The organism is Paenibacillus sp. FSL W8-0919 (genome assembly GCF_038003785.1).
Classification (GTDB): domain Bacteria; phylum Bacillota; class Bacilli; order Paenibacillales; family Paenibacillaceae; genus Paenibacillus_AQ; species Paenibacillus_AQ lactis.
The window spans coordinates 4,349,592-4,376,210 of record NZ_JBBOPV010000001.1; the positions used below are offsets into that span (position 1 = coordinate 4,349,592).

Below are 26,619 nucleotides of genomic sequence, written 5' to 3' on the forward strand. Positions count from 1 at the left end.
GATGAATGATCATTCTTGTCGATCGGCGGATCGACGAATTTGAAGGGGGGGGGCTCCATCGTGACAACTCGAAATCTGAATCCAAAGGTCGATGAATTCGTAAGTAAATCCAGAAAGTGGAAAGAAGAATATGAAAAGTTGAGAGCCATCGTTCTTGACTGTGAGCTGACCGAAGATTTTAAGTGGATGCATCCTTGTTACAGCTTTAAGAATAAGAACGTCGTTTTAATCCACGGATTTAAGGAATATTGTGCACTGCTGTTTCACAAAGGCGCCTTATTACAGGATGCCCACGGAATTCTCATCCAACAAACGGAAAATGTGCAGGCGGCGCGTCAAATTCGGTTCACCAATGCACAAGAAATCGATGAGTTAGAACCCATCTTGAAATCTTATATATATGAAGCGATTGAGATTGAAAAGGCCGGTTTGGAAGTCAATTTTAAAAAGACGGATGAATACATAGTTCCTGAAGAGTTTCAACTTAAGCTCGAGGAAATCCCTGGCTTGAAAGCAGCATTTGAAGGCTTGACGCCCGGACGTCAAAGAGCGTATCTTCATTATTTCTCCCAACCCAAGCAGTCTAAAACCCGTGCGTCCCGGGTCGAAAAATATGTACCGCAAATCCTTGATGGAAAGGGATTAAACGATTAGGATATACGATTAGTTCATCTTTCCGATTCTCGCGGACTCTCATTGAGAACTGGAAAAGATCCGACCCAATCCATGATGTTCACCCGAGCGGGTTTATAGTATGCTTGCTATATAAGGAGGAGAGGAAAACAATGGTAAAACAATTGATTGTGGGAGACGCGAAGCAAGAGTTGAGTGCTACACGCCGCATTCTGGAGCGCTTGCCCGAAGAGCATATGTCGTGGAAGCCGCACGAGAAGTCCATGACGCTTGGCGGATTGGCCACGCATCTGATCAACATCCTCAACTGGCAAATTGCCATTTTTCAGTACCCTGAATTCGATCTTGCAACCGTGCCGCTTCGGCGGGAGGCTTTAGAAAAACGCGATGACGTGTTGGAAGAATTCGACGCAAACGTCGTCAAGCTTGATCAGCTGTTAGCCGAATGCGGTGAGACGACGCTCGGCGAGGAATGGACCTTGCGAAACGGCGACCATATCATCCTGCGCCAGCCTCGGGCTATCGCGCTTCGCACCTTCGGTATCAGCCATATGGTTCACCACCGGGCGCAGCTTGGGGTATATTTGCGGCTCCTTGATATTCCGGTTCCGGGCTTTTACGGTCCATCCGCCGACGAGTCAGTAAAATGAATGAAGATGCCTCGTGAAGTCGCGGGGAATCGGCATATGCTGCCGGCGATGATCTCCTCCGCTCCTTAGTACAACAGAGGGAAAATACCAAGGAAGATTTCCGTTTATCACGAGACATCGTGGCAAGTAACAGCGGCCCGAAAAGGCAATCTATTCGATTGGAGTAGATTGCCTTTTCTTTTGTTTTAAGGTCAAATGAATGTCATGAAAATTGGCTTAAAATGGCTTATGTTTCGCGCAGTGCTTATGACTATCACTCATATCGAATCCCGTAGCTCCTGAATATCCAGCATGGGCGGCCGTCCGTACATACGGGCATATTCGCGGCTAAACTGCGATGGGCTCTCATAGCCTACGCGGAAGGCGGCTTCGGAAATTTGCACGGCCTCGGTCACCATTAGTCGGCGGGCTTCTTGCAAGCGCAAGCTTTTCTGATACTGCAACGGGCTCATTGCCGTGACGCGTTTGAAGTGTTTATGGAATGCAGACGTGCTCATGTTGACGGATTTGGCAAGCTGCTCAATGACAAGCGGACGGTCGTATTGCCGGTTAATCATCTGGATCGCCTGCGCGATATTGTGTGCATGGCTGCCGATCATAGCAAATTGATAGATAAGCGAGCCGTGTTCACCTTGGAGGATGCGATACAGAATTTCGCGGATGATTAGCGGTGCCAGGAAAGGAATATGATCTGGCTCGTCCAGCAGCTGCATGAGACGAACCATGGCTTCGAGCAATGGTGGAGACGTGCGATTTACGGTTATGCCGCGGGAGGCTTCCCTCAGCGAAACAACGGAGGGGCTCGTCTCTTTGACAATATCCAAGATGACGTCCGCATCGAAGCTAAGTTTTAGGCTTAAATACGGAGTTTCGGGCGTAGCCTCAATGATTCTTCCGATGATAGGCAATTCGACGGAAGTCACCAGATAGGTCGATGGATCATATCGATAGGTTTCATTGGCCGTTGTCGCTGTTTTTGCCCCTTGCGCTACGACGCATATCGATGGCTTATATACGGATTCCATCGGCTGGGACAGTTTTGTAGCATGCATCAACATCAACGACGGGATCGGCGTCAAATGTGTCCCGGTTGACGGAGCGTGGCGGCATATCAAACTCGCCAATTGCTGCAAGACTTGCTCCTTGCGGAGTAATTCGTCCATAGTCACGTATTCCTTTCCAGATCAGTCGGAGTGTATTGCTTTTATCATATCGAGAATGAAGAGAATTAGGCAAGGATTGAATAGATATGTTCTAACGGCATAAGCCATTGATTCCATATAATGAGTTCACAGGGTCAATCCAGTCGGGTTACCGGCAATAAAATGAAGGTAAAGGTGTGAACAAATATGAGTTTACATGGAAAAGTGGCAATCGTTACCGGGGCTTCACGGGGAATCGGACGGCAGATCGCGATCCAACTGGCTGCGTCCGGAGTGAAGGTGGTCGTCAATTATTCCTCGAATTCAGGGAAAGCGGAGGAGGCTGTTCAGACCATTGAGGCATCCGGCGGGGAAGCTGCAGCGATTCGTGCCGATGTCAGCAAGGTAGGAGAAGTTGAAACGTTGTTCGCGGAAACGCTTGAGCGGTTTGGACGCCTGGACATTCTGGTTAATAATGCCGGCATCATGGAGTGTACGGCGATTGAGGACGTGACGGAGGAGAGCTTTGACCGGCATTTCGCGATCAACGTGAAGGGAACGTATTTCGCTTGTCAACAAGCGATGAAGCATATGGAGCAGGGGGGAACGATCATTAACTTCTCGACCTCCATCTCAGGTGGGATGCTTCCGACGTACAGCGTGTACGCTGCTACGAAAGGAGCAGTCGAGCAGTTGACCCGCCAATTGGCCAAGGAATTCGGCCCAAGAGATATCGTCATCAATTGCATAGCGCCGGGCCAGGTATCAACTGAACTTTTCTTAAGCGGCAAGTCACCAGAGCTAATTGATTCATACCGCCGAATGAACGCATTCGGACGACTGGGCGAACCCGGAGACATTGCCAATGCGATCGAGCTGCTTGTCAGCGACAAAGCCCGGTGGATAACAGGACAGACGATCCGCATTAATGGCGGATTTAATTAACATTAGACGGAGGGCAAGACAAAAGGTCCTTTAAAAAGCCGCCAATGGCGGTTTTTTTAGTACCTGAACATGGTTCGCGAGACGTCTGTGCCTTTTTGTAAGGTAATTGAATGAAACGAGAAAGTAAACAGAAAGAATTCGCAAATACAATAAAAAAGTCGGATCCGGCATCGAAGACAAGACCTCAATACTTGTAATGGCGATTCCGCTGCAATAGTAGATTGGAGTGAGAAAGGAGCAGCTTAAATGGCAACCATCCCTGTTTGGAAAAAAAACATGCTTTCGGCTTTGGCAGTCGTTATGGTCGCTTGTGCCACCGTGCCTGCGGTACCCGCAGCCGGAGAGCCTCAAGAGAAATTGGCGCCAGCCCAAAGGGCGGCCATACTGAACGAGAAGGACATCGAAGCGTTTGCCGACACGTTTTTCAACCGCCCCGATATTCAGGCTTTGGGAGTACCCGGTGCGTTATTTGTTGTCATTAAGGATGGCAAAGTACTGCTGCAGAAAGGCTACGGCTATGCAGACCTCGAGGCAGGAAAACCCGTGGATCCGGAACAGTCCAGGTTTCGTATTGCCTCCGTTTCCAAAGTAATTACGGCTACAGCCGTTATGCAGCTAGTGGAACAAGGCAAGATCGACCTGGAACAGGACGTTCAGCAGTACATGGGCGACGTGCTACTAAAAAATAATACGGGCTCGCCGCTAACGATGGAGCATCTGCTTACACATACAACCGGCTTTGATATCGTAGACCCGCCGCCGGGCGACATGATTACGGGCGATTTGTCCGCCGTTGCGCAGCTCAAAGATTACATCATCAAGACGATGCCAACGGTCATTCACAAACCGGGCGAAGTATATAAATATGATAATTTCGCCTCAATGCTGCAGGGTTATATTGTCGAGCAAGTGTCCGGTAAGCCGTTCCATCAATACGTGAATGACAACATTTTCAAGCCGCTTGGAATGAAGAACAGCCAGTTCGTATTGACTCCAGGCATGGAGTCAAGCCTTGCTACCGGTTACAACGAACGGCAAGAGCCGCTGCCGCCTTACAATACGATTCCAACCGATATGCCTCAGGGCAGCATGCTAACGACGGGGAGCGATATGGCCAAGTTTATGCTCGCCCATTTAAACGAAGGAACGCTCGGAGAGACACGCATTCTTCGGAAAGAAACATTAAAAGAGATGCAAAGCGTGCAGAAGGCGATTCATCCGAAGGTGCCGACGATGACGTACGGGTTTGAGTTCGCTATGCATCACAAATTCAACGATCAATACGTGATCGGAAAAGGAGGGAGCATCCCCGGTTTCGCTTCATGGATGTGGCTTCTTCCCGAGCAGAAAGTTGGCGCCTTTATCGTGTACAACAATAACTCCGATCTTCGAGACCGATTATTCGAAGCATTCATGGACAGGTATTTTCCGGCTGAACGTCAACCAATCTACGCTACACCTGCCAAGGATCAATTGGAAAGGTACGAAGGCATCTATCGGGATTTGCGGGTCGCCTATTTGACAACTCGAATTAAGGCACAAGATGGCGTACTCTTGCTAGAAGATTTAATGGGTAAGCACACACTCCAACAAGTCGAGCCGCTGCTGTTCGAGGATGAGCAAGGAAGTCCTGTGGCGTTTCAAGAAAACAAGGACGGGACCATCAGGTTCTTATTCACCAAAACCAATCCGGCGGCGTGGTCGGAGAAGCTGCCTATTCCCGAAAGATTTAAGGATGTCGGCGAAGATCATCCTTATGCGTCCTACATTGACGGCTTGCATCAGCTTAACGTGGTTCAAGCCGGACAGGACGGAAGGTTTCTTCCGGATGCGCCGATGACTCGCGCCGAATTCGCCATTTGGCTCGTCAATTGGCTGGGAGCTGTCCCTTCAAAGAGCCAACCTGCATTCAGGGACACGGCGAACCGGTCGGATGCGGGTAAAATCACGACAGCGTTTGATATGGGGTTTGTGACAGGCACCGACAAAGGCTCGTTCGAACCGGACCGTCCGATCACCCGTCAGGAGGCGGCAGCGATGGCTTCACGGCTTGCGATCCTGCTAGGTCATCCGCTAGAGAAAGCAAAGCTAACGGGGAAGACCGATTCATGGGCCGTTGACGCTGTAAGCAATATCGTCGGATACAAGTTCTATGGTCCGGAAGTGACACCGTCCCCAGACGGCTCCGTCGATTACCGATCCAAGCAGGTCATGACACGCAAGGAAGCGGCAGCGTTGTTATACCTCCTTGGGACGAAAAGCTTGACGTTGCCGGGTTCCGCTTAACTTGTTGAAGGGTCACTCGAACTTATGTGATTTTTAAGCGAAGCGATGAACCGGAGTGTTAAATGCATGAATCACCGTTTGTACAAGACCGAAAAGTTACTCTCAAAAGTCGCCAAAGGCGGCTTTTTTTCATGCGTTGTTTTGTCCCAAGGGCCAAAATTCGCCAATCCGTGGGAATCAAGATGGTGGTCCGATTGGAGCGGAGCGAGCCCATTTGTTTAGCTCGGTTCACGGGCACTATTTCGCTGACACCTTTTGCCAAAGGGCAGTCGAAAAATAATTGGAAGAAAATAATGGTTGTATAGTAGAATAATCCCACAGAGGTCAATCTGCTTGTTGAAGCATGAGGGGGAATTCAAACTTGAAGCATCTTGTTCATTATGGGGGTAAAATCGCAATGATTTTATCCTTCGCCTTAAGTGCCGGTTGCAGCATTAGTACCGGAGAGGCAAATCAACGAAACCATCCATCCGTATCGGAAGAAGCTCCAACACCGAATATCGGGGAGTCAGCAGATCTCACAACGCAAACGGAGTCTGAAGGGGTAGAATTAAACCGTACTGGCGAACTGTATGGGTCGAACGTGATGTATGCCATAAAAATGTATCTCGAAAAGCCGGAAGTTCCTCAAGAATCGCGAGATAAACTCGCCGAATCCATAGCGCTTGGGTATGACTGGTATCGGAAAAAGGATGTTTCGGACTTCGAAGCTCTGGCTCGCCATATAAAAAGTGATAACCGAGAAGAGGTGAAGGTTATTTATGAGAAGCTCATAACAATCTACCCTCTGCCTACCAAAATAATCAAAGGCGCAAGCTTCAAAAAAGCTAAGGAGCCTGCATGCAAGATTGAGAGACGGTCGCCAGAATCCGGATTATAATGGTGATTGCCTGCCGTTCGGATTTCTTTTTTTAACACGACCTCCAGCATAAAAAGCACCTGGAAATGAACGGTTAGTACCGTATTTTCCGGGTGCCTTCAGATATGAAAATGGATTATTGCTGGCTGGACAGGTAATCGATAAATTAGGATAATCCATTAGCATTCCCTGCACATCATGTTCCAATCGATGAAAAATAAATATGCTCAAATCGCCTTCTCGATTACATTAAAGCGAACTGGATGCCTTTTCGAGCAATTGACTTAAGAGTCCATAGTCCGGCGAATCGACTTCACGAATTTTCAACCATTTTCGCTCAGGCGGACCTTCAAATTCTTTCGGCACTTCCAGCTCGGCCGTATTCATAATCATGAACGCAATTGCGTCTTTCGAGGGGGAAATCACCGCGGCGTAATGTCCATTCTTAAGAAAATGCGGTTTTTTGTACTGGATACGCTCTTCGACCGAGGGAATGGTTTCATGAACCAACTCGCGTAGTCGATTTGAAATCTCAACTTGCCACGGCTTACCGAGATTTTCTATAAAAGAGGTTACTTCTTGATTCAATCCAGCTCAGCTCCTTTTCCAGGAAATTATTTACTGAACTGAATATACCACGTTTGGAATATTCCTGTAAAGGAATATTTGGTAAATGTCTTGCCTAAATATTTCTATCAGATATATGGATGCATTCCAAGCAAATCCTGCTCTAAAATCAATTTATGGCTTGCACCTTACGTAACGTCATCTTTTATACTAGAGCTACCGGTAAACCGTTAGCGCTAACAAAGGAGTTTCTGATGAGACGACATTGGAAAGTAGGGGACCTTGCCAAACTCGCAGGGCTCACCGTGCGAACTTTGCGATTTTACGATCAAATCGGCTTGTTCTCGCCATCCGCGCAGACTGAGTCAGGTCACAGGCTGTACAACGAATCTGACCTTTCCCGCTTGCAGCAGATTGTATCGCTGAAGGAGTTGGGTTTATCTTTGGAGGAAATCAAGTCCGTCCTTAACGACGGGCAGATCAGCCCGCTGGAGATCATCAACCTGCAGATGGCTCGAATTAAGGAGCAAATGAAGCTTCAGCAAATGCTCCTTGAACAGCTTCAGCATGTATCCAAGTCGATACAGGGAAATGCACCATTAGCTGTGGAAGATTTCACCGAACTCTTGCAAGTGATGAAAAAAAGCCATGAGGCATTGGTTATCGAGCGGCGGACAAGGTGGGAGCAGCGTCTCGATATGCTTGGCGATTTTCTTGCCGTGGGAGAAGAAGAATCAAAATCTAAGGAGGAATAACCGTGACTGAACGTTTTGTCAAACACGCCACTTTTGTAGTGGAACGAACTTATGCCGCATCGCCTGCGAGGGTCTTTCAAGCCTGGTCCGATGTGAATTCCAAGGCAAAGTGGTTCTCCAAGCCCGAAATTTTTGAATTTCGTGTCGGAGGGCGGGAATACAGCAGCGGAGGTCCGCCAGAGGGACCCGTCTTTACCTTTGACGCTTGCTATCAAGAAATTGTGCCGGAGGAGCGGATCGTTTATAGCTACTCCCTGGATTCGGACGATATTCGGATGTCCGTTTCAATCACGACTGTCGAGCTCTTCCCAACCGAGAGCGGCACGAAGCTGGTATTCACCGAGCAAGGGGCGTTTTTCGACGGGCATGATACGCCAGAGATACGCGAGCATGGCACGAACGAAATGCTTGACGCGCTTGGCAAATCACTCGAATAGGAGACAGGGATTTTGTATGGTCTGGGAACGGCTGTTGCCGAGAAACGGCTCTGTTCATTTCTAAGACGAGTGCAGGAGCGGAGCGGGCATGTGCATTCCATGATTCGATAATTATCGAATCATACCTGGTGTAATATGTAACGGGGCTGCATATATGAAAAAATTGAGTTGGGAGGGCGTAAGATGGAAGGCACACAACTAGTTCAAAAGGCGATGAATTTCAGAAAGCTTCACTCGAGCTTCTTTATTTTGCCTAACGCATGGGATGCTGTAAGCGCGAAAATTTTCGCGCAATGCGGCTTCCAAGCTCTGGGCACGTCCAGTGCTGGCATTGCGGCATCTCGTGGTTATGCGGACCGCAGCATGCCCTTTGACACGATGCTGGATGCCGTCCGCAGCATTGTTCAAGCCGTCGACATTCCCGTAACCGTGGATATCGAAGACGGCTATGGAGAGAACCCAGAGGAAATTGTTGAAACGGTCAAACAGATAATCAACGCCGGCGCGGTAGGGATCAATCTGGAAGACAGCACCATGGATCCGCAAATGCCGCTGTATGATATTCCTGATCAGCAAAAGAAAATCGCCGCCATCCGTGAGCTTGGGAAACGCATTGGCATTCCCGTCTTTATCAATGCCCGAACGGATCCCTACTGGATCAAGTTAGAGACTCCTTTCACTAAGCTCGAGGAAACAATTAAACGTGCTCATGCTTATCAGGAAGCAGGCGCAGATTGTATTTTTGTCCCCGGAATCAAGACAGTCTCAGACATCCGGACACTCAGGCAAGAAATAAACGGCCCGATTAATGTATTGGCTGTACCCGAATTACCCCCAGCGCATGATCTAGAAGCGCTCGGCATCCAGCGAATCAGTACCGGCTCCGGGCCATTCCGAGCTGCGGTATCCTTATTGCAGTCCATCGGCCGGGACATGTTGGATAGGGGCAGCCTCGAGCTTATGACCTCGACCTCGAAAATTTCTTATGATGATTTATTGAGGCTCTAAGAGGCTTCTTCATATGCTATAATCCTATACATCCCCAAAGAACGCTCTCGACGAAGAACTTCAGTAAATGTGAGGTGCTTGAATGGATAACATAATATTTGACCGAATCAAGGGCGGGCTGTACGGGGTGGCTGTGGGCGACGCGCTTGGCGGAACGACGGAGTTTATGACTGAACGGGAGATCGAGGAGAAGCATGGTTATTTGACGGAGATCATTGGCGGTGGGGTATGGCACCTGGAGCCTGGGGAAGTGACCGATGATACGATGATGACCCTGTGCGTGGCAGCAGGAATCCTCGAAAATCCTGTTGAACCAATGGAAGCAATCGGGCGTTTCTTTATGGAATGGTATCAATCGAGACCTAAAGACATAGGGAATATCATCCGACACGTGTTTCAAAAATACGAGGGCGATTGGCTCGAAGCCGCGTTTGTGGCGCACATGGATATGGGGCAAAGCGGCGGGAACGGATCCCTCATGCGATGCCTGCCTGCGGCGTTAGCGTATAAGGACCCGGCAGATATTGATCGAATGACGGCTATGCAGTCACGCATGACGCATTATGATCCAAGGTGTACTGAAGCCTGCATCATGTATAACCGAATGGCTCAGCGCCTTCTGCAGGGAGAACACTTAAGAACGGCGATCATGGCCGAAGTGGCGGGAAGCGAATACGAGGACATCATTGAAGAACGGCCGGATTGTCCGACAAGCGGGTATGTGGTACATACCTTCCGGTGGGTGCTCCACATCCTGCTCCAAACGTCGGATTATGCAGAAGTCGTGCAGAAGGCGGCAAATCTAGGCGGTGATTCCGATACGATCGGCGCGATCGCCGGTGGGTTGGCAGGCATCTACTACGGTTATGCGGGCATTCCGGCCCGATATGCCGAGGCGATTTTGATTAAGGAGAAGCTTGATGAGATCAGCTCGCAGCTATATGCATTGAAAATTTCGTAGTGAGGAGTCGCGGAATCCGCGGCTTTTTTTGTTTCCCATGAAGCTCAAGTCCTTGTTTACCAAGAAGTACCCGTTAGATAAAGAGCAGCAGAGCGGTCTCGAGTATTAGATATCAGCCACTCCGATGATTCCTTATGTTAACCTGCAAGCATGGTGTGTTAATCAATTAAGAAGGCGTTTCCTTAAATCCATTGATCCAAACAAGAAAGTAGTGTATTTTAATAGGAAGGGATCACCTTTATTACCAAATTCGAGCAGCTGTACACAAAACTTGAGCGTTAAGTCAAAAGTGATACTGTCCGTTATCTTAGAAAGGGGGCAGTTGAATGTTTCAGATTAGTATCATTTTGTATGCAATCGTAGTCGTTATCGGTTACTTATGGATGAGAAAAAAAATGAAAGTCACCTACAATTCAAATGGGCCGCTGTATAAGCATATCAACCGATTTCATCTCATGGGGGAGCTCATCATTGTTGCGGTTTCTTTAATCGCCCTCTTCTACACGAGGCTTGTTCTGGAATGGAGATGGGAGGCTTATCAGGACTTTATTCTTGTGCTAGTCTTTCTGCATGCATTCCGATCCGTTGTTGAAAGACGCTTCAATAAGGAATCCAAACAGCACCTCCTAAGCGCCTACACAAGTGTCAGCAGCTTGCTGCTCTTCTTTGGTGTTGAGCTGTTCGTTTGATATTGCAAGCAGGATCCACCGTATTTTCTAAAAAGGGTCGTAAGGACATTCGTTTGAAGGAACGAATGTCCTTTTTTTCCTATATCATCATAAATGCGTGAGGTTCAGCAATGGGGGAGCAGACGGTGCCGATTGTGAGAATGGATCATCTTCCCCGAGCTCCAGCACCGCTACTATCCGCTCCAGTGGACGGATGCCGAATAGCTTGCAATGATCCTGGTTATATATCCATTCCGGGACCGTTCGGCGTGCGTACCACGGTTTGGATTTGGCCAGCAATTGAAAGTTCTGGATCAAACAGCATACCGCTGCATAATCCTCCTCCTGCTTATGTGAATCTGCTTCTTCCTTGGCTACGACTAGGAGGAGGGCAGACGAAGGATTCCCTTGCAAGACAGGCAGCTTTCCGGCTGCTCCGCTGCCCGTTACATAGATAAAACGCCACGGTTCCCTTAATCCGTCATTAGGCGCCCAGACGGCGTCATTCAGAACCTCCAGAATGCTTTGCTCTGAAATCCGGGCGTTATTCGATTGCACTTCACTCGGCTGTCCGTCTCCGACGATCAAGGTCCATTTTTGTTCCGCCGGCGTTCTTCTTCGGGCTCTCGGCACTTTATCGAAATATCCCACGTGTAAAATTCCAGCAAAACGTTCCCCCTCTTGCAAACCGATTTCCGCAAGAAACGATTCGCTTTGAAGCATCGGATCCGTGTCCCACAGCGCGCCCAACCCGCGCTCCCAACCAAGCAGGAGAAAATTTTCCATGATACTGCACACGCCAGCGTAATTTTCATCGCGCTGTCGCTGATCGGAGGCGGATTCCGCGATGAAGATCAGGTGCGAGGGAATATCCGTTATCTGTTTTATGAAATAATTGATCATTTTAGCAGGGATAAGCTTGCCGAATTTGCTTTCCTTCATTTTGGCGATCATGCTCTCAACCAGCCTTTGACGCGACTCTGCCGTGCCGGCGTATAGGCAGCGCCAGCGCGGTGTACCTTCGGTCTCGTACAGTTTGGCTGCATCAGTCAGCAAGGATACGATTATATCAGGGTCAACCGGGGTTGGGTTGAATCTCCGGATGGTTCTGCGTTCTCTTATCGTTTGGGAATAATTCAATGTAATTCCTCCTCGGAAAATTGTTTACTAGTAAACAAAAATATTAAAAAAATTTGTTTATCTCTCGTCTATGTACCGGGCCATTCCCTGAAAGAACTTCAAAATCGTATGCAGCTCATCGTCGGAGTAATGGTCCAAAAAACGCATAAATCGCTGCTCTTCCGCTTCGTGCATAGACCGATGCATTTCAAACAGCTGTTTCCCTTGGGGGGTAAGACGAAAGTACACCTCTTTGCGATTATCATTGAGCTGGGTCCGATGAATAAGCTCAAGCTCAAGCAGCTTTTTGCTAATCTTGGTAATGCTGGCCTTTGACAATTTTAATTTCTCGGCAATCGCGGAATGATTGATCGGTTCATGATCGCCGATACAATCCAGAACATGAATGGTCGATAAGTTTCCAGGCACGTCTTTCAGCTGCTGAAGCTGTACCATCTTTTTGATTTCTTTAAGCTCCAGCTCCATTCTCTGTTCATGCAAATGGGAAAAATGAAGCAGCTGTTCATAAATTAACGTCTTGATACGGTCAGGATAATCCATGCTTCGGTCCACACTCCATTTTGTTTACTTGGAAACTAAAATATCATAGTTCACATGATTCGGCAAGTGCGTGCTGCTGCTTGGTAAATCATGAAATATGCTGCATAAGATCGGTTTTATCTAACAAAAATAAAAAACAGCGTGCCTAAAAATCCAAACGTTTAGAGGAGCAGATGATGTATTTTTTTGTTCGTGATCGACAGTTGTCGAACGCAACGTTAGGCCGTATCGTAGTCCGTCATAACACCAAACAACCGCCGTCACTGCACGGCGGTTGTTTGGTGCTGTGTCTTACATAGTCAATCGACGGTAATCAACGTAACCGTATCAAACTGACTTGCGCTGCTAACCATGCACAAGGATGACAAATTTTATTTATATCTGGTCAGGTGATGATCCAACGGGAACATAATTGACGCACGACATTACTGATCATCTTGGCAAAATTTGATCCCATTTTCGCAAAAGGATCAGATTTTGATCATGAAGATCAGTTATGGCGATTTACGAGCTGGTCCCCATTGACTTAACATATAATGCGAAATCTGAACAAAACAGACACCTAAAAGCGAAGACAAATGAAAGCGCTTTAGTTATCTTAATACATACATAAGTGTTTTTTTCTTATGCAATCAATTTAGGGTATGGAGGGGTCCAATGAAGCGAATTCCAATGATGATGCAATTGGCATTTATCCTATTCTGCATCATGGCCGTACCGATGGCCATCTTAACCTGGTACAGCAGCTCCCAGATCCTGCAAAATTCGGAGCATGCCTTCGCCGAAACCTCGCTTGCAGAACTAAATGCCAATCGCGAGCTGAATGAGAATGCTCTGAGCAATCTATCCCAGAATACGGTACGCCTTGGCGGCACCGACATCTTCGATCGAATCCGTCCGTTCAAGTCTCTAGCTGAACTCAAAACGAATTACATGAATGTAAGCAAGGCAATGGCGGTACTCAAGGAATTGTTGAATCTGAATCAGAGCGTCGACGGGGTATATTCGTCTTTTTTTTATCTTGACGATGCGAATTACGTAATATCGACGGACAAAGGCATTACAAGCTTGGACAAATACGAGCCGATCGGCTGGCTGAACGAAGCGCTTATGGAGCAAAAAGGAATCCGCGGCGTATGGTATCCGCGCAAGCTTGATTCGGGCGTGAATGTCTTATCGTTCGCATTGCCTTTAAATCGGCTTTCAACCGCTACTCGCGGAACGATTGTTGTCAATTTGAAGGAGAGTCAAATCCAGCAGTACCTGCAATCAACGAAATCGGGGAAACAAGGTTATTTTCTCATGAAGTCAAGCGGGGCAATCATCTCCCATCATGACAAGAATTTGCTGCTCAAGAACGCGTATGAGGAACCATTCATCCACGATATCGCCCAGGAGGCATTGCCTGAAGGGTACATGTTCCGTGAGCTTAACGGCGAGCGATTACTGTATGCGTGGTCCCGTACGAAAGAATTCGGTTGGACAAACGTAAGCATCTACTCAGTCGATGATTTGATGAACAAGCCCCACAATTTGCAGCGAAGCATCATATTCCTTACGATCGTCATTATTTTCGCGGGATCCATCCTGACCGTTTTCATTGCCACTTGGTTGTCCAAGCCGGTCAGGGAACTGGTTCGTACCGTTCGCGGTCGCGTCAATCCGGGGGTCCGCAATAAGAATGAGTTCGTCTTTCTGGAGGCTGCATTCAGGCGGATGCAGGAAGAGGAGGAAGGGTTGTATCAGCTGCTGAGTATCCGCGAGCAGGATGCCCAAAGCCACGCCATCCATCGTTTGCTGCGGGGGGAAGTAACGTCTCAGGCGGAAGAAATTTTCCCGGACTTGCACTTTCTTGTAGCCGTCGTTTCCATCGACGGTTACCGGAATTATATAAGCCGGAACAATCCGGAAACGCGCAGCTACCATCGCTACTTGCTCATCTCGAAATGTGCTCACTTGTTCCACAAAGGCGTTCAAGCGCGCTGCGTCTATCACGGCGACGGGCACTTCGCCATCCTGATCAACTATGGACAGGACGAAGATGACAACCATAGAATCGGCATTCATGCCGCTTTAGAAAAGATGAAGGACGATACAGCTGAATTGCTGGAGCATTCAGTCACAATTGGTGTGAGCCGTCCGGCAGATTCAATCCGGCTGGTCTCGGATCGGCTGGCGGAGGCGCTGGAAGCGATCAAGCAGCGGATGATCGCCGGCAGCGGCGGAATCACATATTGGAAGGAGGAGGAAGGTCGGGACAAAAAATATATCTATCCGTCTAACAGCGAAAGACGAATTCTAAACTTCCTTGACCAAGGCAATCTGGACAGCATCATTGAAGAGCTGAGAATCATACGCGTCGAAATCCGTTCTGCCGATTACGTGTCCTACGATAATATCCTATTCATCTATCATCAATTGGTTGGCGTGACCATTAAGCACCTTAGAGAGAATAACGTCAGCACCGCGCGGATTTTCTCCAGGAGGGGGAATATTTATGCTGCATTGGCTTCATTTGATACACTCGATGAGCTTGAAGAATATCTGATTGGATTTTACAGCGAAATTGTTCACTACCTTACGCGCTCACCGGGCGGGACCCACAAATATGCCGAGCGAATCATCCATTATTTGAATGAGCACTATCGTGAGGAAGTGGTGTTTGAAGAGATGGCTAAGGAAATCGGTATCAGCTACTCTTACATGCGAAAGATCGTCTACGAACAAACGGGCAAAAGCCTGTCCGACTATCTCAACCTGCTGCGGATCGAGAAGGCCAAAGAGCTGCTTCTTGACAGTAACCTGTCGATTGCCCAAATTGCGTCCGAGGTAGGTTACATGAATGTACGAAGCTTCAATCGCCTGTTCCGAAAATTCGAAGGGATGCCGCCGAGCAGCTACAAGCTGCACAGATCCAAAACCTCGTGACCTGCAGAAACGGTCCTTAAGCTTGGTCCACAGGCTAACTAATGTAGCTGCCGGAACGGACAACACACCCTATTTGATTCAAGCAGCCATAAATGATTCTTAGTTTCTCAGGAATTGCGGATCAGATGGAATTTGAATCAAAAGTGGCTGCAGTGTATCAATATTCGGCGTTTACCTTTGAATGATCGGGACGATATGATATGTCCAACCTCGAGGTCATCCATTAAGGGGAATGCACGGAGGAGATCAAGCCATGGAGGAGGTGAAATTTTGAAAGTCCCAGACACTGCATCAGGATTTGAAACCGCTTCAAATCCCTTCCTAGAAAAGAAACAGGGAATCCTTTATTATCTTCGTCGGGATTGGCAGCTCTATTTTCTGCTTCTCATCCCGTTAGCGTTTGTCTTGGTCTTTAAGTACGCGCCGATGAGCGGTCTTATCCTTGCGTTTAAGGATTATAAGATTGCCCACGGATTTTGGGGCAGTGAATGGGTCGGGCTGGAAGTCTTCAAGGACACTTTCGCCAAATCTGATTTCGGTCGCGCCATTCGCAACACGCTGTTGCTGAACGTGTCGGATCTGATATTTAGTTTTACCATGCCAATCATCCTGGCATTATTGCTCAACGAGGTAAAGAACGCTTTATTCAAGCGCGTGAATCAGACGCTGCTCTATTTACCGCACTTTCTGTCCTGGGTCATTATCGGGGCAATCGCCTATCAATTGCTGGGCGAAGGAACCGGCATGATCAATAATCTGATCGCCAATTTGGGGGGGACACGAATTCCGTTCCTTCAAGAAAACGTCAATTGGCTAATCAGCTATATCTTCATTGGCGTATGGCAGAGCATGGGCTGGGGAACCATCATCTACCTGGCTGCGATAAGCGGCATTAATCCCGAGCTATATGAAGCGGCGGTCGTGGATGGTGCGGGCCGATGGCGGAAAATGTGGAACATCACGCTGCCCTCGATCCGGGTGACGATCGTGACCTTGCTTATTTTGAACCTGGGCCATGTGATGGCTGGTTCCTTCGAGCGGGTCTTTGCCTTATCGAATAAAGCAACCACGGAGTTCACCACGACCATACCCGTTCTCGTATACCGCTGGGGGATCGAGGGCGGCAACTTCAGCCGAGCAACCGCCCTCGGATTGTTCCAGGCAGTCGTAGGGCTCATCCTCATTTTGTTGGCGGATCGGGTTGCCAAGAAATTGGGCGAAGACGGCGTGATATAGAAAGGAGGGAAGCGATGAAAACAAACGCCAGCAGCCATGCCGTGCGCCGCATCAGGAAACTGGACCTATGGGATATTCTGATCCGTCTCTTTCTCATTGCAGCCTCACTGGCTTGCTTGCTGCCATTCGTTCATGTCGTCGCCAAATCTTTAAGCGAGGACGCTTACGTTATTGCTAACAAGGTGTTTCTCTGGCCGGCGGGCTTCACGCTGGATGCTTACGGCAAAGTGTTTGCCGATCAGAGCATCCTGAGGTCGCTTTACATATCCGTGATCATTACGGTGCTGTTCACCGTGATCGGCATGATCGTCACCATTTGCGCAGCCTACCCGCTATCCCGAAAACAGCTGAAGGGCCGTTCGTTCTTCACCTTCATCTTCATGTTTACGATGTTCTTTGGAGGCGGCATCATTCCTGAATATATGCTGATCAACAGCTTGGGGATGCTTGATTCGATCTGGTCTCTCATATTGCCGCTTTCCTTTAGCGCGTTCAACCTGCTGATCTTAAGAACTTCGATTTCCAGCAATATTCCGGCGAGCTTGGAAGAATCGGCCCGGATGGATGGGGCGGGGCATTTCCGGATTCTGTTCAGCATCGTGCTGCCGCTCTCCAAGCCGATTCTGGCGACATTGTCCCTATTCTACGCGGTCGGACGCTGGAACGCTTATCAGGACGCGCTGTTCTATATTAAGCATAATGTCGATCTGCGGCCGCTGCAGCTGAAACTATATTACCTGGTGGTTCAGGCCAGCGAGAGCTTTCAGCTAGAGATGACGCAGGTCTCGCTCAGCAATCCTGAAGTGCTCAAGGCAGCGTGTGTCGTTTTCGCGACTTTGCCGATCATTTGTGTCTATCCGTTCATTCAAAAGTATTTTGTAAAGGGAGTCATGCTTGGTGCTATCAAGGAATAACGTCTGCGATTCCGTTGCTTCGATAATTTGAGGGTGAAAAGGGGATATACGATGAGCAAACCGAAAATCATGTCATTGTTCATGGCTTTCATCTTGATTACCGCGCTTCTAGCTGGCTGCACGGGGAGCAGCATCAATAGTAAGAAGGAGCCAGCTCCAACGAATGAAGGTGCCACTCCAAGCGAAAACGCCGAAGGCAGCTATCCCGATTACTCGCAAGGCTTTCCGGAGAGAGTTACGCTCGAAATCCCGGTATATGAGCGTGCGTTCGAGGGCTGGAACGTCACGGACAACTATTACACCCGCTGGATTCAGAAGGAATTCGGCGACAAATACAATATCGAGGTCAAGTTTACGCCGATCGCCCGTACGAACGAAGTGACAACTTATCAGCAGCTGCTCGCTGCAGGCAAAGCGCCGGATATTATTTTCCACTACGACATGCCGCAAGCGCTTGCATATTACGGGGAAGGTGTTATGCAGGAGCTGGACTGGAAAGAGATTGAACACTATGCTCCAACGTATTGGAGCAATTTGAGCGAGACGATTCTGCAATACGGGATAGTTGATGGGAAAAATACGTTCGTATTCGCTGCGCGTCCTGATTTCAATAACTTTGTCAGCATCATTCGTAAAGACTGGGTGGAGAAGGTGGGCATGAAAGTCGAGGACTTGACCTCGCTTGAGAAGTACAATGAAATGCTTGTCAAATGGAAGGAAGCAGGGATCGGCGTTGCGGGGGCCGGATTGACGCGGAATGTATTCAACTATAGCTACGCATTCCGTGATTGGCCGATCGATCCGAAGACGCACGCGCTTTACTCCGATTTGTCTGTTGCGGACTTTACGACGCCGGCTTCCGAAGCCTGGCTGCGTAACCTTAGCTATCAATACCATAACGGACTTATTGACAAAGAGTTCTATCTTCGCGACGATGATAACAAGCTCAAGGCCGAATTTGTAGCGGGGAATACAGGCACCTATGGTCTATACCTTACCAACAACACCGATGTGTTTGAAGCTACGCTGAAAAATAATCCGGATGCTGAATTTGCCGTGCTTCCTCCAGGCTCGGGCGTACCGGAGGGGAATGTGCCGCAAGGACGCGCCGACTGGCCGTTCGGCCTGATCATGGGAATTAATCATGAATCGACGGCTGAGGAGCGCACGGCGGTATGGATGTATCTCGAGTGGATGAGCCAACCGGAGAACCTGATGTTCCTCCAGAACGGGGTGGAAGGCGAGAATTATACGCTCGACTCCGATGGCCTTCCGGTGAAAAATCCGGATTTCAAGGGAGAATCCGTACTATCTCAGAACAATAACAAGGACTATTGGGCACTTGTTACGGAAGCACCATCCTTCGCGACGCCAGAACTTACCCTTAAGGCTAACAAAAATAACTGGACGCCTGCAGGTTACGAGCAGATTGTCGAGGACATGATTAAATACCGTAATGAGACCAAAACATACCAGACGCCGGATCCGCTGTTCACCGTAGTTCTAGAAAAGGTTACCGAGTATAAGGCGGATTTGAACAACCTCTTCCAGGAGCTGTATCTTGATATTATCCTTGCGCCGGCCGACCAGTTCGATGCGAGATACGAAGCGGCCAAGCAGAAATTCCTCGACGCAGGCTACCAGGAGATTTTGGACGAGAAGCAAAAAGCGATTGATGCAGGTCAATTCCGGTAATCGTGAAAATCTAGCGATATACGAAGTTGGAGGAAAGAAATGATCCGATTATAATTAAATTAGTGAATCTGCTAGCAGCGGCGACCGTATGAACATTTCGTACGGCTGCCTCGAACGGTACAATCAATCGTACAACCAATACACAGAGCTCCTGCCGCAAGCGGGGGCTCTGAATGATATGGAGGGTAATATGAATCTGAAACTAGATATTGCTTTAGAAGATTTGAAGGAAACCGCGAAGCGCATTGCGGACTATACGTTCGGGATGGATTTGACGTGGGACTGGCCGGGCGGCGTCGCATTCTACGGGATTAGCCGGCTGTTCGAGGTCACGGGCGAGCACGCTTACCTGGATCGGATGATCGATTGGGTGGAGGAGTACCTCGAAGCGGGCATTCCGGAAGAATGGACCGTGAACACTTGCGCGATGGGGCATATGCTGTTGACCCTGTATGATCAGACAAAGGATCAAAAATATCTGGATCTCATTTTAAGTAAAATTGATTATTTGGAGCATCAAGCTTTGCGCTTCGGTGACCGGGTCCTTCAGCATACGGTGTCGGCCAACAATGACTTTCCGGAGCAGTGCTGGGCGGATACCCTGTTCATGGCAGCATATTTGGAGCTTCGGGTCGGCGTGATGCTTGAGAAGAAGACGCTTATAGACGACGCGCTGCATCAATTCGAACGGCATATTCATTACCTGCAAGATGAGGATTCCGGGCTGTGGTACCATGGATACAACCACGTCAAAAAGGACCATATGTCCGCCATCCATTGGGCGCGCGCCAACGCCTGGGCAGCCTATACGATGTCCCGTGCGGCAAGGGGGCTGCCGGAAGGGTATCTTTATCCTCCGATGATGCATATATGGAGCTCCTTGCGCGACCAATTGGCAGCCGTTAAACGGCTGCAGCATGAGGACGGGCTATGGGGCACCGTACTCGATTACCCGGATGCTTACGGCGAAGTATCGGCTACAGCAGGAATTGCAGCAGCCATGGTAATGCAGGGCAATCCGCTGCACGCGAAATATGTGAGAAGAGCCTTGGACGGCGTGCTCGCCAATATTGCGGATAACGGGCGGGTCCTGAACGTGTCCGGTGGTACGGCGGTCATGAACGATATCGAAGGATATCTCGGCATTGACCGGAAATGGGCACAGGGCTGGGGACAAGGATTGGCGCTGGCGTTCCTGGCGGCAGTCATTGAAGTAGTCGAGGCCCAGAGAAACCGCGAGCTGAGCAGACGAAGCGACCAGGTCGATTAGACATCGAAGGAGCAGGGGAAGAAAAGCATCTGAAGGTGAATTTTGATATAAACGAACATGACTTGGAGGGAGGTTACCATACATAAATCAAAGGAGAGCGAGCCTTTTGTCCTTTGCCAAGTCCGAATATGAAGCGATCCAACAAGCGCGGGGATTCGCTAAAGGGTACCGATGGGACCAGAAAACGATTGCCCTATCGAAAAACAAGGGCAGTAATCGCTTCTCGTTGCCCGAACATCTATACGGCTGCTTGTCACAATGCATAGAATAGAGCAGATGTTCTTAACAAGAAAGTGGTGACGAATGTGAAGCTGGGAGACTTGAAAGGCGCATATGATGTCATAATCAGCTTGGGCAGTTGGTGCGGGCCATCCATCTATTTGCAGCGCAAACAGCTGCGGCGTTTTTCCTTCCCGCTGGATTGGATGGTCTCAAGTGCAGTAACGGATGTGACGCATTTGATTAAGAGTCGGTTTGAAGGCTTTATGGAGCTTGGACAGCTCCGGAAGATAGAGGGGACTTCAGCCTATCTGGAGGAAGGGATCACTGTGCCGGAAGGAGGGACGCACCTTAGCGCCCATTTTATTCTCGATTCGCGCTATAATATCATATCGGTCCATGATTTCCCGATCGTTCCGAACCAGGATTGGGTGGCGGCCTATAATGCATATCAGGAAAAGCTTGCCCGACGCATTCAACGGTTTTGGTATGTGCTCCAACACAGCCGCTCCGTTTTGTTCGTCCGGTGGGGAGAGATCGGGGTACAAGAGGCCGTCGCGCTTCATGCCGTCCTGTCCTCGTTGACGCCGGCCAGCTGCAGCATTTTATTCATGCAGCCTGTATCCGGTTTGGAGTCGATTCAGGAGATCGATTGGGAACTAGGCGGCATCAGCACGCTGCAGGTTCCCCTCGAACGGCCCAATGATATAGCAGTGTGGGATTATGCCTTGAACGGTTTGTCATTAACAGGGTACTGGACTTAAGAGGCCTGCCCTGGAACGTGAAAATAGGAGTGCCGGCAATCGCTTAGCCGCACTCCTATTTTTATTATGGCTTTAGCCAGTTGAGCTCGCGAAGCGTGCGAAACAAAAAACCACCCGCTATGCGGGTGGAGGGATCGAGGGTTTGACCAACAAGACCATTCCGATAAAATTGAGATGTTCAGGCTCAATAATGAAAGGAATGGTCTTAGATGGCAAACAAGAGCTATAGTTTAGCTCACACGAAGTGGATGTGCAAGTACCACATTGTGTTCACCCCGAAGTATAGACGGAAAGAGATTTATAATCAAGTGAGGAAAGACTTAATCGAAATTTTCAAACGATTATGCAAATACAAGGGAGTGGAGATAATCGAAGGCCACATGATGCCCGATCATGTACATATGTTGGTAGCAATTCCCCCAAAAATCTCAGTATCATCATTTATGGGATACCTGAAGGGGAAAAGCTCACTCATGATATTCGAGAAGCACGCTACCTTGAAGTATAAATATGGTAATCGAAAATTTTGGGCGGAGGGATACTACGTCAGCACAGTGGGCTTGAATGAAGCCACCGTGGCCAAATATATCCGTGAGCAAGAAGCACACGACCAGGCAATTGATAAACTGAGTGTGAAAGAGTATGAAGACCCATTCAGCAAAAACAGTAGCAAGAAGAAGTAAACCAGTTTAACTGGTAAGTGAAAGTGACAAATTACACTGAGCCTGAACAATTTTATTGTCAGGCTAGCGTCTTTAGGCGCAGTTTGGCAACAAGGGGTTATACCCCAAGAGCAAACCACCCGTTTGACGGGTGGTTCTGGTTAATTTAGTCGCTGTATGCTCATTCCCGGTTTATAGCGAGTACGTTCGATTTTACGAAAAATAAAAAAGCTAGGCTAAAACACCAAGGGGGCAAAAGACAAAATAATAATTGAACGCGAAAAAGCGCTATGTTATAATCAGTAGCGCAATTGAAAATCAAGTTTAATCTGATATTATAATTACTTTTCCTAATTTAATTGTACATCAGTGACCTCTGATTTGTCAATGCACTTTTTTCAGACCAGAATGAAAAGGAGTGTGTTCAAGCGAGATGGAAGCTAAGGGATGGCGGTTAGAACAAGAACGGCTGGATCAAGTTAGGGAAAAGCTGAAGGCTAGGATCGACGCGTTGGAACCGGAAGTTAGCGGTCTGAGCGATCAGGCAGCCGAGATTCGCAGGAGATTCTGGGAAGAGGTTACGGTCAATACGAGTACGGACGAGGAATTTGAAGAAACCTTTTATACGATTAAACAACAGGCCGCGGTACTATCCGAGAGGGAGCGCCGTCATCGGCTTCTGCTGCAGCAGTGGAGGAGCTTCAATCGAATGCTGCCTTCTCCATATTTCGGACGCGTCGATTTTCTGGAGGACGGCTTGAACGGGAGCGAGCAGATTTATATCGGCGTATCCTCCTTCGTCGATGAAGATGGATTGACCTTCCTGGTATATGATTGGCGCAGCCCCATCGCAAGTCTCTACTACGATCATTCCCCTGGCGCTGCCTCTTACGACACTCCGGTCGGGCGGATCACGGGTACGATGGAGCTGAAACGGCAATACCAGATCCAGGATGGACAGCTTCGTCGTATGTTTGACGCGAGCGTGACGATCGGCGACGAGCTTCTTCAGCAGATGCTAGCCAAAGGCGCGGACTCGCAAATGAAAAGTATCGTATCCACCATCCAGAAGGAGCAAAATGCCATCATCCGGAACGATCACAGCCGGCTGCTTATTGTGCAGGGTGCAGCTGGAAGCGGGAAGACCTCCGCGGCTTTACAGCGTGTGGCGTACTTGCTGTACAAAAACCGCGATTCGCTTAAGGCGGATCAGATCGTTCTATTCTCACCAAACCAGATGTTTAACAGCTATGTATCCTCCGTCCTTCCCGAGCTTGGCGAGGAGAATATGCAGCAGACGACTTTCCAGGAATATCTCGAATATTGGCTCGGTTCATCCTTCCAAGTGGAGGATCCCTTCAGCCAGATCGAATATGTGCTGACCGCACAATCAACGCCAAACGATGAGGCCCGCCTTCAGGGGATGAAGTATAAGGCGTCCGAGGCTTTCATGAAAGCCCTGCAGAATTATGCACAGTGGCTGGGGCGGGAGGGCATGCTGTTCAACGGCATTCGGTTTCGGGATCGCGTTCTGATCACCGCCGAGCAAATGAGATCGCAATTTTACGGATACGACACTTCCTTGAGCTTGGCCAATCGTGTCGATCTCCTGCAGAAGTGGATTCTGAAGGAGCTTTCACTGCTGGAACGCAAGGAGCTCGGGGCCTCCTGGGTTGAGGAGGAGCTCCATTATCTCGACAACGAGCACTATGCGGAAGTATTCAGTGAGCTGCATAAGGAAAGGGAAGTGCTTGACATTGCTGAGCACTACGCCGTTGTTCGCGAGAAAATAAGCAACAAACGCCGAGAAGACGAAGGCGACTTTGACTTCGCCGAGCGGGAGGAGGACTTACTCCGCCAAAAGATCGTAAAGGCAAGCTTCAAACCGATCCGGAAAAATGTCAAAAGATTTTCGTTCATCGATGTTCACGGCCTGTATACCCAGCTATTTATCGATGAAGCTGCTTATCGGGACAAGACGAATGAGGTCGATATCCCGGTGCTATGGTCTGAAATCTGTAAGCAAACCAAGGATAAGCTGGAGAAGTTTGAAATTTTCTATGAGGATGCCACTCCGTATTTGTATTTAAAAGAATTGATCGAAGGCGTTCGCACGAACACGGAGATTCGGCATGTCTTCATTGATGAGGGGCAGGATTATTCACCGTTTCAATATGAGTATCTCAAAAAACTGTTTCCGCGTGCCCGCATGACGGTACTTGGTGATTTCGGGCAGGCGATTTTTACGCAATCAACGAATCTGCAGGATGCCGAGTCACCGCTGTTCCGGCTCTATGGAGAAACCGAAACATGCTTGATCCGCCTAGTGCGCAGTTATCGTTCAACTCGGGAGATTGTGGAATTTACGAAGGTGCTGCTCTCCGACGCGTCGGAAATCGTCCCGTTTGAAAGGAGCGGACCGAAGCCGCTTCTTGTGAAGGTGGAAGACGGAGAGATGCGTGACATACGTGTATTAAAGGATATTGCAGCGCTTAAAGCCGAAGGCTTCGAATCTATTGCTGTCATTACGAAGACGGCTGCCGAAAGCCGCTCAGCCTTCGAATCATTGCGGAAGCATGGAGGCGAAGCATTGCAGCTCATTACGAAGGAAACGGAAACCTTTGAGAAAGGTGCGATGGTTATTCCCGTGTATCTCGCCAAGGGGGTTGAGTTCGATGCGGTTCTGATATATGAGGCGTCACCGCATGCTTACGGCCGGGACAACGATCGCAAGCTTTTGTATACGGCATGTACCCGGGCCATGCATCAGCTCTTGCTTTATACGACAGGGGACTGGTCGCCATTCGTGGAGAGCATGGACTCTAGTTTGTATGAAATGGTGACTTGATAGCTGGTTCGAAAGCTCGCATATCGATAGACCGTTTCAGTTGCTTGCGTTATTGGAAGGATGATCAGGCGCTGCCTCGATGGGCGCGCCTTTCCTATATCACACGTAACCTTAGTTTACAAATGTATAATTATAGCATTAACGCCCCACATATTGTAAAATAAACCTATGGCTGAAAATGATAAGGCGTTTAACGAAGGAGAGCTAAAAAATGAACCATGGCATGTCAGCGCCATTTAAGATCATTGCATTATTACTAGGGTTCTTCGTGATCGGCCCTCTAGTTGTGATGCTGCTAACATGTTTATTGAATTTCTTTTAAAATGAACGGGTTAACAAAGTATGTCCGAGTGATGGGTGGACAAGAACTCACACCAACGCAAAGTCGCGGATTCCCGCGACTTTTTTGTTGTGCTGACATAAGTTCTTGCATATCCCGATGATTCTTTCACGGATTACCCTGACTATGAAGACTTCGCATGATGGATCGCTGTCTCAATGTAGGCTCTCAAAGTCTTGATGAACGTGCGCATGGCGTATCCGACGTACCTGTCGCTGCGGTAGATCAGACAAATGTCCTGAGAAGGCGTAGGGTTCCTTAGGTGCACCACCTTGATATCTGGATTGTCAAGATTATCCAATAGAAGTCTCGGCAGAACACAAGCGCCAACTCCGCTCTGTACCATCTGAAGGAGTGAAGATAATGTTGTCGTCACCATATGCGGCTGCAGTGCAAAGCCGCTGTCCATACAAAAGTGGTCGATCAGCTTCCGGCACTGATGATCTGGCGGGAACATGACCATTTTTAAGGTTTGCAGCTTACTCAAAGGGATAAAGCTTTCCGTTGCAATGGGATCGTGCATACTTACTGCCAATGAAAACTCCTCATGGAACAAAGGAATCGTTGTGAGCCGCTCATCGATAACAGGTCCAATGGTTACGCCCACATCGATGCTTCGGTCCAGCACTTGTTCCGTTACCTTTGTGGTTTCCAATAGGGACAGCGAAATGGTGGGATAGGTCTGATGGAAGTTGAGCAGCATGGCATTGAACATCAGATCCGCGTCACCGGGCAATACCCCGATGGATAGAGAGCCTCCTTGCATTTGCTTCAGATCTGCGATGGCATCGCCCGCTTGCTGCAAATGTCTGAACACGGCGGCACCATGCTCACGAAGAATCGCACCGGCATCTGTAAGGACAATTGTTTTACCCACACGGTCGAACAATAGAACGCCTAATTCTTCTTCTAGTCGCCTGATCTGCTGGCTGATATTGGGTGCGCTGACTCCCATTTTTTCGGCTGCTCTCGAGAAATGAAGCTCTTCACAAATGGCCATGAAATACTGAAGCTGTTTTAACTCCACCTTCACACCTGCTTTCTATAGCATGTGTATCATGCTTAATGCCTATTGTTGCTCCGACTTCTTCTTGTGTCAACGAGTTATCGTTAACTGATACTTAACGTTACGGTAACGCCCACTGCATTGAT

At 48.7% G+C, this 26,619-nt stretch carries 23 protein-coding genes; 18 read left to right on the forward strand and 5 right to left on the reverse strand.

Annotated features, from left to right (window positions below; translation table 11 throughout):
• The first annotated feature begins 60 nt into the window (after window positions 1-60).
• Complete coding sequence (locus NST44_RS19735) at window positions 61-654, forward strand: YdeI/OmpD-associated family protein (RefSeq protein ID WP_040738121.1); 594 nt, start codon at window positions 61-63, stop codon at window positions 652-654.
• Window positions 655-785: 131 nt separating this feature from the next.
• Window positions 786-1,283: a DinB family protein gene (locus NST44_RS19740; protein ID WP_007128221.1), complete on the forward strand. Its 498-nt coding sequence runs from the start codon at window positions 786-788 to the stop codon at window positions 1,281-1,283.
• A 257-nt stretch (window positions 1,284-1,540) separates the two neighbouring features.
• Here NST44_RS19740 and NST44_RS19745 read toward each other — a convergent pair whose 3' ends face one another.
• A complete protein-coding gene (locus tag NST44_RS19745; RefSeq protein WP_028405112.1) occupies window positions 1,541-2,446 on the reverse strand; it encodes an AraC family transcriptional regulator in 906 nt (301 codons plus the stop codon).
• Window positions 2,447-2,632: 186 nt separating this feature from the next.
• On the opposite strand from NST44_RS19745, the gene NST44_RS19750 reads away from it, so the two are divergent.
• The 3 genes from NST44_RS19750 to NST44_RS19760 all read left to right on the forward strand — a co-directional run bounded on the left by NST44_RS19750 (window position 2,633) and on the right by NST44_RS19760 (window position 6,536).
• Window positions 2,633-3,370: an SDR family oxidoreductase gene (locus NST44_RS19750; RefSeq protein ID WP_007128219.1), complete on the forward strand. Its 738-nt coding sequence runs from the start codon at window positions 2,633-2,635 to the stop codon at window positions 3,368-3,370.
• Between the two features lie 246 nt (window positions 3,371-3,616).
• A complete protein-coding gene (locus NST44_RS19755) occupies window positions 3,617-5,656 on the forward strand; it encodes a serine hydrolase (RefSeq protein ID WP_210094823.1) in 2,040 nt (679 codons plus the stop codon).
• Window positions 5,657-6,017: 361 nt separating this feature from the next.
• Window positions 6,018-6,536: a hypothetical protein gene (locus tag NST44_RS19760; protein WP_007128216.1), complete on the forward strand. Its 519-nt coding sequence runs from the start codon at window positions 6,018-6,020 to the stop codon at window positions 6,534-6,536.
• 228 nt (window positions 6,537-6,764) lie between these two features.
• On the opposite strand, the gene NST44_RS19765 is transcribed toward NST44_RS19760, so the two are convergent.
• A complete protein-coding gene (locus tag NST44_RS19765; protein WP_007128215.1) occupies window positions 6,765-7,103 on the reverse strand; it encodes a DUF1801 domain-containing protein in 339 nt (112 codons plus the stop codon).
• Window positions 7,104-7,336: 233 nt separating this feature from the next.
• On the opposite strand from NST44_RS19765, the gene NST44_RS19770 reads away from it, so the two are divergent.
• From NST44_RS19770 to NST44_RS19790, 5 genes are all read left to right on the forward strand, one after another.
• Window positions 7,337-7,837, forward strand: coding sequence for a MerR family transcriptional regulator (locus NST44_RS19770; RefSeq protein ID WP_007128214.1), 501 nt, complete (start codon window positions 7,337-7,339; stop codon window positions 7,835-7,837).
• 2 nt (window positions 7,838-7,839) lie between these two features.
• Window positions 7,840-8,274, forward strand: a complete 435-nt coding sequence (locus NST44_RS19775) for an SRPBCC family protein (protein WP_007128213.1) — start codon at window positions 7,840-7,842, stop codon at window positions 8,272-8,274.
• A 183-nt stretch (window positions 8,275-8,457) separates the two neighbouring features.
• Window positions 8,458-9,282, forward strand: coding sequence for an isocitrate lyase/PEP mutase family protein (locus NST44_RS19780; RefSeq protein ID WP_340900458.1), 825 nt, complete (start codon window positions 8,458-8,460; stop codon window positions 9,280-9,282).
• A gap of 82 nt (window positions 9,283-9,364) precedes the next feature.
• A complete protein-coding gene (locus NST44_RS19785) occupies window positions 9,365-10,243 on the forward strand; it encodes an ADP-ribosylglycohydrolase family protein (RefSeq protein WP_028405105.1) in 879 nt (292 codons plus the stop codon).
• Window positions 10,244-10,569: 326 nt separating this feature from the next.
• On the forward strand, window positions 10,570-10,932 hold the full coding sequence (locus NST44_RS19790; RefSeq protein WP_340900459.1) for a DUF4181 domain-containing protein: 363 nt from the start codon (window positions 10,570-10,572) through the stop codon (window positions 10,930-10,932).
• 87 nt (window positions 10,933-11,019) lie between these two features.
• On the opposite strand, the gene NST44_RS19795 is transcribed toward NST44_RS19790, so the two are convergent.
• Window positions 11,020-12,051, reverse strand: coding sequence for a nitroreductase family protein (locus NST44_RS19795; RefSeq protein ID WP_340900460.1), 1,032 nt, complete (start codon window positions 12,049-12,051; stop codon window positions 11,020-11,022).
• Window positions 12,052-12,108: 57 nt separating this feature from the next.
• On the reverse strand, window positions 12,109-12,591 hold the full coding sequence (locus tag NST44_RS19800; protein WP_007128208.1) for a MarR family transcriptional regulator: 483 nt from the start codon (window positions 12,589-12,591) through the stop codon (window positions 12,109-12,111).
• A gap of 657 nt (window positions 12,592-13,248) precedes the next feature.
• On the opposite strand from NST44_RS19800, the gene NST44_RS19805 reads away from it, so the two are divergent.
• From NST44_RS19805 to helD, 8 genes are all read left to right on the forward strand, one after another.
• Entirely contained in the window at window positions 13,249-15,519 is a 2,271-nt protein-coding gene (locus NST44_RS19805) for a helix-turn-helix domain-containing protein (RefSeq protein ID WP_340900461.1), read from the forward strand.
• A gap of 270 nt (window positions 15,520-15,789) precedes the next feature.
• The gene (locus NST44_RS19810) at window positions 15,790-16,755 is read left to right on the forward strand and encodes an ABC transporter permease (RefSeq protein ID WP_340900462.1); all 966 of its coding nucleotides are present in this window, start codon (window positions 15,790-15,792) and stop codon (window positions 16,753-16,755) included.
• Between the two features lie 14 nt (window positions 16,756-16,769).
• On the forward strand, window positions 16,770-17,669 hold the full coding sequence (locus NST44_RS19815) for a carbohydrate ABC transporter permease (protein WP_340900463.1): 900 nt from the start codon (window positions 16,770-16,772) through the stop codon (window positions 17,667-17,669).
• Window positions 17,670-17,720: 51 nt separating this feature from the next.
• Complete coding sequence (locus tag NST44_RS19820) at window positions 17,721-19,364, forward strand: extracellular solute-binding protein (protein ID WP_340900464.1); 1,644 nt, start codon at window positions 17,721-17,723, stop codon at window positions 19,362-19,364.
• 190 nt (window positions 19,365-19,554) lie between these two features.
• Window positions 19,555-20,634, forward strand: coding sequence for a glycoside hydrolase family 88/105 protein (locus tag NST44_RS19825; protein ID WP_050954003.1), 1,080 nt, complete (start codon window positions 19,555-19,557; stop codon window positions 20,632-20,634).
• 305 nt (window positions 20,635-20,939) lie between these two features.
• Window positions 20,940-21,617, forward strand: coding sequence for a DUF1796 family putative cysteine peptidase (locus NST44_RS19830; RefSeq protein ID WP_034273142.1), 678 nt, complete (start codon window positions 20,940-20,942; stop codon window positions 21,615-21,617).
• A gap of 209 nt (window positions 21,618-21,826) precedes the next feature.
• A complete protein-coding gene (gene tnpA, locus NST44_RS19835; RefSeq protein WP_213613863.1) occupies window positions 21,827-22,300 on the forward strand; it encodes an IS200/IS605 family transposase in 474 nt (157 codons plus the stop codon).
• Window positions 22,301-22,712: 412 nt separating this feature from the next.
• Window positions 22,713-25,127 carry an RNA polymerase recycling motor HelD gene (helD, locus tag NST44_RS19840; protein WP_007128200.1) on the forward strand — a complete coding sequence of 805 codons (2,415 nt, stop codon included), beginning with the start codon at window positions 22,713-22,715 and terminating at the stop codon, window positions 25,125-25,127.
• A gap of 464 nt (window positions 25,128-25,591) precedes the next feature.
• Here helD and NST44_RS19845 read toward each other — a convergent pair whose 3' ends face one another.
• Window positions 25,592-26,494, reverse strand: coding sequence for a LysR family transcriptional regulator (locus tag NST44_RS19845; RefSeq protein WP_007128198.1), 903 nt, complete (start codon window positions 26,492-26,494; stop codon window positions 25,592-25,594).
• Window positions 26,495-26,619: the final 125 nt, after the last annotated feature.

Excerpts from the sequence above, each read along its gene's own strand:
- NST44_RS19740 (WP_007128221.1), top strand. The coding sequence starts at position 786 with ATGGTAAAACAATTGATTGTGGGAGACGCGAAGCAAGAGTTGAGTGCT.
- NST44_RS19745 (WP_028405112.1), bottom strand. The coding sequence starts at position 2,446 with ATGGACGAATTACTCCGCAAGGAGCAAGTCTTGCAGCAATTGGCGAGT.
- NST44_RS19750 (WP_007128219.1), top strand. The coding sequence starts at position 2,633 with ATGAGTTTACATGGAAAAGTGGCAATCGTTACCGGGGCTTCACGGGGA.
- NST44_RS19755 (WP_210094823.1), top strand. The coding sequence starts at position 3,617 with ATGGCAACCATCCCTGTTTGGAAAAAAAACATGCTTTCGGCTTTGGCA.
- NST44_RS19770 (WP_007128214.1), top strand. The coding sequence starts at position 7,337 with ATGAGACGACATTGGAAAGTAGGGGACCTTGCCAAACTCGCAGGGCTC.
- NST44_RS19780 (WP_340900458.1), top strand. The coding sequence starts at position 8,458 with ATGGAAGGCACACAACTAGTTCAAAAGGCGATGAATTTCAGAAAGCTT.
- NST44_RS19785 (WP_028405105.1), top strand. The coding sequence starts at position 9,365 with ATGGATAACATAATATTTGACCGAATCAAGGGCGGGCTGTACGGGGTG.
- NST44_RS19790 (WP_340900459.1), top strand. The coding sequence starts at position 10,570 with ATGTTTCAGATTAGTATCATTTTGTATGCAATCGTAGTCGTTATCGGT.
- NST44_RS19800 (WP_007128208.1), bottom strand. The coding sequence starts at position 12,591 with ATGGATTATCCTGACCGTATCAAGACGTTAATTTATGAACAGCTGCTT.
- NST44_RS19805 (WP_340900461.1), top strand. The coding sequence starts at position 13,249 with ATGAAGCGAATTCCAATGATGATGCAATTGGCATTTATCCTATTCTGC.
- NST44_RS19815 (WP_340900463.1), top strand. The coding sequence starts at position 16,770 with ATGAAAACAAACGCCAGCAGCCATGCCGTGCGCCGCATCAGGAAACTG.
- NST44_RS19820 (WP_340900464.1), top strand. The coding sequence starts at position 17,721 with ATGAGCAAACCGAAAATCATGTCATTGTTCATGGCTTTCATCTTGATT.
- NST44_RS19825 (WP_050954003.1), top strand. The coding sequence starts at position 19,555 with ATGAATCTGAAACTAGATATTGCTTTAGAAGATTTGAAGGAAACCGCG.
- tnpA (WP_213613863.1), top strand. The coding sequence starts at position 21,827 with ATGGCAAACAAGAGCTATAGTTTAGCTCACACGAAGTGGATGTGCAAG.
- helD (WP_007128200.1), top strand. The coding sequence starts at position 22,713 with ATGGAAGCTAAGGGATGGCGGTTAGAACAAGAACGGCTGGATCAAGTT.